The 6,287-nt window shown below is 72.1% G+C and carries 7 protein-coding genes; 2 read left to right on the top strand and 5 right to left on the bottom strand.

Features of this window, described 5'->3' with window-relative positions; all coding sequences use genetic code 11:
- Positions 1–66 precede the first annotated feature (66 nt).
- Positions 67–1,038 carry an aldo/keto reductase gene (locus QUG98_RS12475; protein WP_289470836.1) on the bottom strand — a complete coding sequence of 324 codons (972 nt, stop codon included), beginning with the start codon at positions 1,036–1,038 and terminating at the stop codon, positions 67–69.
- Positions 1,039–1,167: 129 nt separating this feature from the next.
- On the opposite strand from QUG98_RS12475, the gene QUG98_RS12470 reads away from it, so the two are divergent.
- Entirely contained in the window at positions 1,168–1,560 is a 393-nt protein-coding gene (locus tag QUG98_RS12470) for a ChaB family protein (protein WP_289470835.1), read from the top strand.
- Between the two features lie 102 nt (positions 1,561–1,662).
- Complete coding sequence (locus tag QUG98_RS12465) at positions 1,663–2,631, top strand: beta-ketoacyl-ACP synthase III (protein ID WP_289470834.1); 969 nt, start codon at positions 1,663–1,665, stop codon at positions 2,629–2,631.
- A 118-nt stretch (positions 2,632–2,749) separates the two neighbouring features.
- Here the strand turns inward: QUG98_RS12465 and QUG98_RS12460 are convergent, their stop codons facing one another.
- The 4 genes from QUG98_RS12460 to QUG98_RS12445 all read right to left on the bottom strand — a co-directional run bounded on the left by QUG98_RS12460 (position 2,750) and on the right by QUG98_RS12445 (position 6,287).
- Positions 2,750–3,679: a hypothetical protein gene (locus QUG98_RS12460; protein ID WP_289470833.1), complete on the bottom strand. Its 930-nt coding sequence runs from the start codon at positions 3,677–3,679 to the stop codon at positions 2,750–2,752.
- A 168-nt stretch (positions 3,680–3,847) separates the two neighbouring features.
- Positions 3,848–4,786 (bottom strand): hypothetical protein, encoded by a 939-nt coding sequence (locus QUG98_RS12455; RefSeq protein WP_289470832.1) that lies wholly within the window; start codon positions 4,784–4,786, stop codon positions 3,848–3,850.
- 254 nt (positions 4,787–5,040) lie between these two features.
- Positions 5,041–5,409 carry a flagellar assembly protein FliW gene (gene fliW, locus QUG98_RS12450; RefSeq protein ID WP_289470831.1) on the bottom strand — a complete coding sequence of 123 codons (369 nt, stop codon included), beginning with the start codon at positions 5,407–5,409 and terminating at the stop codon, positions 5,041–5,043.
- The gene (locus tag QUG98_RS12445) at positions 5,406–6,287 is read right to left on the bottom strand and encodes a flagellin N-terminal helical domain-containing protein (protein WP_289470830.1); all 882 of its coding nucleotides are present in this window, start codon (positions 6,285–6,287) and stop codon (positions 5,406–5,408) included. Before QUG98_RS12445 ends, fliW begins: the two co-directional genes overlap by 4 nt.

Below are 6,287 nucleotides of genomic sequence, written 5' to 3'. Positions count from 1 at the left end.
GGGGGGGGGGGGGGGGGGGGCCCCCCCCCCCCCCCCCGCCTCCCGTCCGACGCTCGCGTCAGCGACTCACCAGGCGTAGTCCTCCGGCGAGTTCTCGTGCCCCGGGAAGATCTCGTCGAGGCGCGCCAGCGCCGCGTCGTCGAGACGGATGTCGACGGCGCGGACCGCGGACTCCCACTGCTCCATGGTGCGCGGGCCGGTGATGGGCGCGGTCACGCCGGGCTGGTGCAGCAGCCAGGCCAGGGCGATCTCGCCCGGGGTGTGGCCGAGCTCCTTCGCGAAGGACTCGTACGCGGTGAGCTGGTCGCGGTGGCCCTCGACGTACTCGGCGCTGCGGACGGAGAGGCGCCGGGACCCGTTCTCGGTCTTCTCGATGACGCCGCCGAGCAGGCCGCCCTGCAGCGGTGACCACGGGATGACGCCGAGGCCGTACTCGCGGGCAGCGGGCAGGACCTCGCGCTCGACGTCGCGCACGACGAGGTTGTAGATCGACTGCTCGCTGACCAGGCCGAGGGAACCCCGACGGGCGGCCGCCTCCTGCGCCTGGGCGATGTGCCACCCGGCGAAGTTCGAGGAGCCGACGTACAGCACCTTGCCCTGCTGCACGGCGACGTCGATCGCCTGCCAGATCTCGTCCCACGGGGTCGCCCGGTCGACGTGGTGGAACTGGTACAGGTCGACGTGGTCGGTCTGCAGTCGGCGGAGGCTGGCGTCGAGGGACTGCCGGATGTTCAGCGCGCTGAGCTTGCCGCCGTTCGGCCAGTCGATCATCTCGCCGTAGACCTTCGTGGCGAGCACGGTCTTCTCGCGCCGTCCGCCGCCCTTCGCGAACCAGCGGCCGATGATCTCCTCGGTGGCGCCCTTGCCCACCGAGCCGCCGTAGCCGTTGGCGGTGTCGAAGAAGTTGACGCCGAGCTCGTGCGCCCGGTCCATGATCGCGTGCGAGTCGTCCTCGCTGGTCTCCGGGCCGAAGTTCATCGTGCCGAGCACCGCCCGTGACACCGACAGCCCTGTCCGTCCGAGGTGTGTGTAGTCCATGCCCCCGGTCTACGCCCGACCCGGTGTGCGGACCAGGCCCTGCGGGTACCGGTCATGCGACCGGCGTAGAACGGAGCGACCTGCTCTCGGCGGAGAGCAGCCGACACATCCCGGACGGAAGGACGCACCATGCCCGCGAAGGACGAGATCCCCAGCACGCTGCAGCGGTCGCCGAAGCACGCGCAGGACATCTTCACGGAGACCCTCGACTCGGCGAACGAGACCTACGGGCCCGGGGAGCGCGCGCACCGCACCGCCTACGCTGCGGTCAAGCACGAGTACGAGAAGGTCGGCGACCACTGGGAGGAGAAGGACTCCTCCGGTCCGTCGGACTCCGGAGCGGCTGGGACGCGCGGGTCCGGGGAGACGCAGGGCGGCGTCGACGCGAACGCCTCGAAGGCCCACCTGATGGAGATCGCCAAGCGCCTCGACGTCAGCGGGCGCTCGAAGGTGGACAAGGACGAGCTCGTGCAGGCGATCAAGCGCGCGAACGACCGGGCGACGGCGGCCGCGCGGAAGTGATCGCGGGCGGTTGGTCGGACGGCTGATCGGGCGGCTGGTCGAGCCAGCCCTGCATGCCCTGTCGGGCATGAGCGCTCCGCGGAGGGGAGTAGCGTGCCGCGGGTGAACACGCCAGCACTCCGTGGCAGCCGGATCCTCGGGTTCGGCCACCACCAGCCCGAACGAGTCCTCACCAACGACGAGCTGTCGACCATGGTCGACACGAACGACGAGTGGATCACCACCCGCACCGGCATCAAGACCCGCCACATCGCCGGCCCGGACGACAGCGTCGTGAGCATGGCGATCGAGGCCGGCCGGATGGCCATCGCCGATGCGGGCCTCGAACCGTCGGACATCGGTCTGGTGATCGTCGCCTCGACCACGCACCGCGAGCGGTCGCCCTACACCGCGGGCCGGGTCGCGGCGGCGCTCGGCATGGCGAACGGCCCGGCGCCGATCGACATCAACACCGCGTGCAGTGGCTTCGAGTACGCGATGGCCCTCGCCGACCAGTCGATCCGCGTCGGGGCCTCGGACACCGCGCTCGTGATCGGGTCGGAGACGCTGTCGAGCATCGCCGACTGGACCGACCGCTCGACCTGCGTCCTGGTGGGTGACGGTGCCGGAGCGGTCGTCATCGGCGCATCGAAGACCGCGGAGATCGGACCCGTCTCGTGGGGCAGCGTGCCGCACCTCAACGAGGCCGTGCTCGTCACCCGCGACCCGGAGTACTTCACCCAGCAGGGTCGGTCGATCTACCGCTGGGCGATCACCGAGGCCGAGGGCCACGCCCGCAAGGTGGTCGACGCCGCCGGGGTGACCCTCGACGACATCGCCGTGTTCGCCTTCCACCAGGCGAACCTCCGCATCATCGAGCCCCTCGCCGAGGCGCTCGGCGGCTCGGACAAGTACGTCGTGCGCGACGTCGTGGAGTCGGGGAACACGTCGGCCGCGAGCGTGCCGCTCGGGTTGTCGAAGGCGTGGCACCGCGGGGAGCTGCCGGAGGACGCGCTCGCACTGCTCTTCGGGTTCGGCGGCGGGTTCGCGCACGCCGGACAGGTGGTGCGGACGCCGAAGCGGCGCGCGTGACGTGGTGAGCGGGTGACGGACGGGAGGCGCGGTGCCGGCTGGCACCGCGCCTCCCGTCCGTTCGTCCAACGGTCCTTCGGCCTGCCGCTTCGCCGGTCCGTCCGCCGGCTCGTCGACGTCAGTCGCGGTCGTGCTGGGGGTCGCGGTGCGGGGTGTCTGCCCAGAGGTCCTCGTCGTCGCGGTCCTTCCGACGCCAGGGGAGAGCACGTCGCCCTCGGTCCTCCGCGCCGTTGTCGTTCGTGACCTTGTCCTTCGAGCCGCGCCCACGCTCCTTCGTCGGCTTCGCCTCGAGCACGATCGTGAAGTGCCGCGGGGGCAGGCCGAAGCCTTCTCGGGAGGCCTCCACGACCTTCTTGCCCAACGCGTGGTTGCCGAGCCCTCCGACCGCGGCACCGATGCCGAAGGGCAGCGCGCGACCGAGGACCGAGGCACCCTGCCGGGCTGCGAACCGCTTGATGAACTGGTCGCGGACCTTGCCACCGATGCCGCTGACGACCTGCTTCGGCAACGAGGCCGTCACCATCTCGCCCCAGAACGCCGAGCGGGCCTGGCCGCCGGCGGCCTGACCGGCGAGCTGCTTCACGAGCTGCGTGCCGGGAGCGCCGAGGATGAGGGCCATCACGAGGGTGCGGGAGCGCTCGGGGTCCTCGAGTGCGATGCCGTGCACCTCGGTCACCGACTGCGCGAAGAGGGCGGTGGCCTCGAGGAAGCCGACCGTCTCCGCGCCGCTGAGGCCGAGCGCAGCAGCCATGCCGACGCCGGGGATCACCGCACTCGCACCGACCGCCGCGCCACCGGTCGTGACCGCCGCCAGGTACTGCCGCTCGAGGATCTGGATGACCTCGGCGGGGCTCGCGTCCGGGTGACGTCGCCGTACCGCGTTCACGTGCGCGACCACCACCGGGCGCTGCACCGCGATCACGCGGTCGAGCATCTTCGCCCACCCCTTCGGGCTGTCGGGCGTCGGGGTCCGGTCGTCGCGGGTGTCGGGCTGGACCGGGGCGGGCGGCATCGGCACGATCGCCCCGTCGTTGTGCTGTCGGGCCATGACGCTGAAGGTACGCGCTCGCGGTGGGAGCTCTGCGCGCGCGGTGGACCACGGACGCCCCGGCCGGGCCGTCGCGCAGCGAGGTCGTCGCGCATCCAGGCGTCGTGGTGCCGAGCCGTCGCGCAGCCTGGCCGTCGTGGTGCTGGGCCGTCGCGCATCCGATCGGCGTCAGCGGCACGGCACACCCGCCCGCAGGAGCTTCGCGCGCAGCCGCTCGGGCGCCGTGAGGTCGGACCAGACGACCCGGACGACCGTGCGGACCTCGGGGAAGGAGCGGAGGAAGTCCTCGCGCTGCTTCTCCTGCCAGTGCGCAGCAGCGGCATCCGGCCCCTCGCCGTGCTTCGCGCGCCCGTCGACCTCGACCACCACGCCCTGGTCGGGGAACCAGAAGTCGACGACCGCGGTCCGTTCACCCGACCGCGCGAAGACGTGCTGCTGCACGGGGACCGGCGCCCCGAGCTGCACGAAGCGCACGCGGCACACCGACTCCGCCGGGGAGTCCGACAGCGCCGAGCCCATCCCGAGTGCGGTCGCCGCCTTGTCGTGCGCAGTGGCGACGGTTGCGGCTGCCTCCGCCAGCATCTCCGGGAGCACTCGACGGTCGTGCAACGCCGCGTCGATGACCGGGAGCGCGGTGGCGAGCGGTTCGGTTGCGGCGACGTCCACCAGGACGTCGACGAGGGGCTCGACGGCGATGCCCGCGAACGTCGAGGGCTCGTAGGGCGGCGTGCCGTCCCACCGAGTGCGCGCTGCGCGGACGGCGACCGGGCGGACCCGCTGGTGGGCGGTGGTATCCGCGCGAGAACGCCGCGGATCCCGGAGCTCCACACGGTCCGGCGGGTCACCGACGAGGGGAAGTCCGTACGCGAGCGCGGCGCTGCGGTGTGCCAGCAGTCTCGGGGGACGGATGCGGTGCGCTGTGGCACGCACCAGCAGGAGATGTCGTTCTTCCGCAAGGAGCTGGACGATCGACGCGGGGTCGACCAGGACACCGGGACGGATCGACAGCAGCTCACCGCGCTGAGCGCGACGTTGCAGCGCCCGTCGTTCCGCGGACGGGAAGTTGCTCGTCCGGATCAGCGGGACGGCGAGGACTCGTTCGTGCATGTCCGCCAGCCTCGCGTCCTGGAGCGGCGCGATCGGCGGAGGTGGGTCGAACTGTGGATGATGAGATGAGCCTCCCGCCTGTGCAGGAGTGACGGCGGCGAGAAGGGTGACGAAGTTGCTGTCGTACGACAACGGACCTGTCGCGCCAGCCGCGAGTGAGCGCGGTTCCGCGAGAAGTACGACGAATGCGTTGTCTTACGACAGCGGGCGAGTCGTACGACAGCGCCAGCCCCGCCCAGCCCTGCGCCCGCGCCCTACCGCCGCGCGAGCTCCGCGCGGAGCGGCAGGTCCTGGTCCTCGAGGATGAACTGCGCGCCGACGGCCGTCCGCGCGTGCACGACGACCGGGGCGAGCAGGTTCACCGTCGTGCCGGACGCCCCCGGGTTCGCGACGACGAGCAGCATCGCGTCGGCGGGGTCGGTCAGGCCGATCGTCGCCGCCTGCTCATCGGTGAGCGCGGGCGCGTAGTCGGGCAGGTGCACCGCGGCGTCGAGCAGGAAGAGCCGGGCGTCGCCGCCGTGCAGGGCGAAGAGGCCCTCGGCGCCCTCGACCGGCTCCAGGGTGAACACGGGTGCCGGCGACAGGCCGAACGGGGGCGTGGGGAAGGTCAGGTCGATGCTCATCGGAGGTAGTCCATCAGGGTCGGCTGCAGGACCTTCGCGGTGACGGCGAGGGCTGCCTGGTAGGTGGTCTGCTGCACCTGCAGGTCGAGGACGGCACCGGCGAGGTCGAGGTCCTCGATGCCGGCGCGTCGGGTCTCGAGCGCGACGGACGACGTCTTCAGGGCGTCCTGCGCGCTCAGCGCCGCCGCGTGCCGGACACCGACGTCGGCCTGCGCCGCGCGGAGCGTGCCGAGCGCCGTGTCGACGTCGTTCAGCTTCGGGTTCACGTTCACACCGTTCTGCAGGTCGGCGACGATCCCGTCGATCACCGAGAAGACCGACGACGTCCCCGAGCCGAACGCCGTGGCCCCCGGGGTGTCCACGCGCACGGTCTGGGCGTCGCCGACCCGTCGGGACACCGCGGTCGTCGAGGCGACGAAGCCGGAGCCGGACGTGTACGCATCGGGTGCCGTCGACGACCCGGCGAAGACGGACCGGGTGCCGTAGGTCGTGTTCGCGGCGGACTCGAGGTCGGCCTTCAGCGCCCGGAACTGCGTGATGAACGCGTCGCGGGCGGTGTCGTCCATCACGCCGGAGTTCGCGGCCTGCACGGTCAGGTCCCGCACCGTCGTGAGGACGGAGTGGGCGCCGGACAGGGCGCTGTCGGTCGTCGCGAGCCAGCCGACAGCGTCGTCCGCGTTCCGCGTGTACTGCGCGGCGGCGGCCTGCTCCTTCCGCACCTGCATCGACGAGCCGGTCCCGACCGGGTCGTCCGACGGCTTCGCGATCGCCTGCAGCGTGGTGGCACGCTGGGTGGCCTCGGCGACGCGGGCGGCGTTCGCCTGCAGCCGCTCCGTCGCCGACGCGATCGACATCTGGGTGGTCACACGGGTGATCAC

It is taken from the genome of Curtobacterium subtropicum (assembly GCF_030362975.1).
Lineage (GTDB): Bacteria > Actinomycetota > Actinomycetes > Actinomycetales > Microbacteriaceae > Curtobacterium > Curtobacterium subtropicum.
This window is presented reverse-complemented; position numbering and strand designations above follow the sequence as displayed.